The organism is Streptomyces sp. NPDC048106 (assembly GCF_040706415.1).
Classification (GTDB): domain Bacteria; phylum Actinomycetota; class Actinomycetes; order Streptomycetales; family Streptomycetaceae; genus Streptomyces.
Genome location: NZ_JBEZND010000105.1, coordinates 1 through 2,698, shown reverse-complemented (window position 1 = coordinate 2,698; position 2,698 = coordinate 1). Strand labels below are relative to the sequence as shown.

At 67.5% G+C, this 2,698-nt stretch carries 1 protein-coding gene; it reads left to right on the top strand.

Going from position 1 to position 2,698, the window contains the following annotated elements; all coding sequences use genetic code 11:
* Positions 1 to 78 precede the first annotated feature (78 nt).
* A partial coding sequence (locus AB0927_RS40890) for an AMP-binding protein (RefSeq protein WP_366672951.1) occupies positions 79 to 2,698 on the top strand: 2,620 nt, incomplete at its 3' end.

Below are 2,698 nucleotides of genomic sequence, written 5' to 3'. Positions count from 1 at the left end.
GTCGCGGATCCGTTCGGGGTGCCGGGTTCGCGGATGTATCGCACGGGGGATTTGGTGCGGTGGAGTGGTGTCGGGCAGTTGGAGTATCTGGGGCGCATTGATGATCAGGTGAAGGTGCGTGGGTTCCGGATCGAGTTGGGGGAGATCGAGTCGGTTCTGGTCGCGCATTCTGGTGTTGATCAGGCTGCGGTGGTGGTGCGTGAGGATCGGCCGGGTGACAAGCGGCTGGTCGGGTATGTGGTGGCGGGTCGTGGTGTGGTGCTTGAGCCGCAGGCGTTGCGGTCGTTTGTGGGGGAGTCGGTGCCGGATTACATGGTGCCGGCGGCGGTGATGGTGCTGGAGGCACTCCCCCTGACCCCGAACGGGAAGCTGGACCGGCGTGCTCTGCCCGCGCCCGAGTTCACTGCCGGCGCGGAGGGCCGTGCCCCGCGGAACCCGCAGGAGGAGGTCCTGTGCCAGGTTTTCGCTGAGGTGCTCGGCGTTGAGCGGGTGTCGATTGACGACAACTTCTTTGAGTTGGGCGGGCATTCGCTGTTGGCGGTGTCGTTGGTGGAGCGGTTGCGTGAGCGTGGGTTGTCGGTGCCGGTGCGGTCGTTGTTCGTGACGCCGTCGGTTGCCGGTCTCGCGGCCGGCCTGGGCTCGGCGGATGCCGGTGGCTCGGGTGGGTCTGTGGTGGTCCCGGAGAACGGGATCGTTGAGGGCGCGGAGGCGATCACCCCGGAGATGGTGCCGTTGGCGGGCCTGTCCCAGGAGGAGATCGACCGGATCGTGGCCCGGGTGCCCGGTGGTGTGGGGAACGTCGCGGACGTGTATCCCCTGGCACCGTTGCAGGAGGGCATCCTCTTCCACCACCTGATGGGTGCTTCCTCGGGCGAGGACGCCTACGTCCTGCCGATGGCGTTGGGTTTTGACTCCCGGGCGCGGTTGGACGAGTTCGTCGGCGTGCTGCAGAAGGTCGTGGACCGGCACGACATCCTGCGTACGGCTGTGATGTGGGAGGGGCTGCGCGAGCCGGTCCAGGTCGTCTGGCGGCACGCCGAAATCCCTGTGCGCGACGCCTCGTTGGAGGGTCTCGCGGACGGTGACGTGCAGGGTGTGGTGGATGGGCTGCTGGCGACGTGTGGTTCGCTGATGGACGTCACCGTGGCTCCGCTCGTCCATGTGACCGTGGCGGACGTGCCCGGTACGAGCCGGTGCGTGGCCCTGGTGCAGGTGCATCACCTGATCCAGGACCACACCGCGGTGGACGTCCTCTTCGCCGAGGTGCAGGCGTTCCTCATGGGGCGCGAGGCAGAGCTGCCAACACCTCTGCCGTTCCGGAACTTCGTCGCGCAGGCGAGGTTGGGCATCCCGGTGGCCGAGCACGAGGAGTTCTTCGGCTGGCTGCTGGGTGACGTGGACGAGCCGACGGCACCGTTCGGGATCGTGGACGTGCGTGGAGACGGCACCGCGGTCGCGGAGTCCCGTGCGGAGGTGGGGGACGAGACCGCCCGTCGGCTGCGTGAGGTAGCGCGGGGTCTGGGTGTGAGTGCGGCGACGGTGCTGCATGTGATGTTCGCCCGGGTGGTCGCGGCCGTGGCGGGGCGTGAGGACGTGGTGTTCGGCACGGTGCTGTTCGGGCGGATGCAGGCGGGTGCGGGCGCGGACCGCATTCCGGGGCTGTTCATCAACACCCTGCCCGTCCGCCTCGACACCAGCCGTGGCGGCGTATTGGACGCGGTTCACTCGATGCAGGGCGACCTGGCCGAGTTGCTGGTGCACGAGCACGCTCCGCTCGCCCTCGCCCAGCGGATGAGCGGGGTCTCGGCCGAAGCGCCGTTGTTCACCGCGCTGTTCAACTACCGGCACAGCGTCGGTGAGTCGGACGCCGCTATGGAGGTGGAGGGGATCGAGATCCTCTTCGCACAGGAACGGACGAACTATCCGTTGGCGGTGTCGGTGGACGACACCGGTGACGGGTTTGCCTTCACCGTCCAGTGTGTCGCCCCGATCGATCCCGACCTCGTGCTGTCGCTGATGGACACCGCCACCAGCCACCTGATCCAGGCCCTGGACGAGGCCCCCGGCACATCCCTCCACACCCTCCCCGTCCTCGACCAGAACCGCCTGGACCAAGTCCTCAACGACGGGAATGACACTCGACGGGAGATTCCGGACCGGGTGCTGCCGGTGTTGTTCGAGGAGCAGGTCGCGAAGACGCCGGACGCGGCGGCGGTCGTGTTCGAGGGTGTGGAGCTGTCGTATCGCGAGGTGAACGAGCGGGCGAACCGGCTCGCGCGGCTGCTGGTCGAGCGGGGTGCGGGTCCGGAACGGTTCGTAGCCGTCGCCCTGCCCCGCTCCGCCGATCTGGTCATCGCACTGCTGGCGGTGCTGAAGACCGGGGCGGCGTATGTGCCGATCGACGCCGGCTATCCGGCTGACCGCATCGCGTACATCCTCGACGATGCTGATCCGATGTGTGTGGTCACGGGCTTCGGCGCGCAAGAGGTTCTGCCGAAGGAGACTCCCCAAGTCCGCCTGGACGAGCCGGAGATGGTGGCTCGGCTGGCCGCAATGGGCCACGAGAATGTTTCCGACGTGGATCGTGTGGCGCCGTTGGGTGGGGGTGTTCCGGCGTATGTGATTTATACGTCGGGTTCGACGGGTCGGCCGAAGGGTGTGGTGGTTGAGCATCGGTCGGTTGTGGATTATGTGCTGT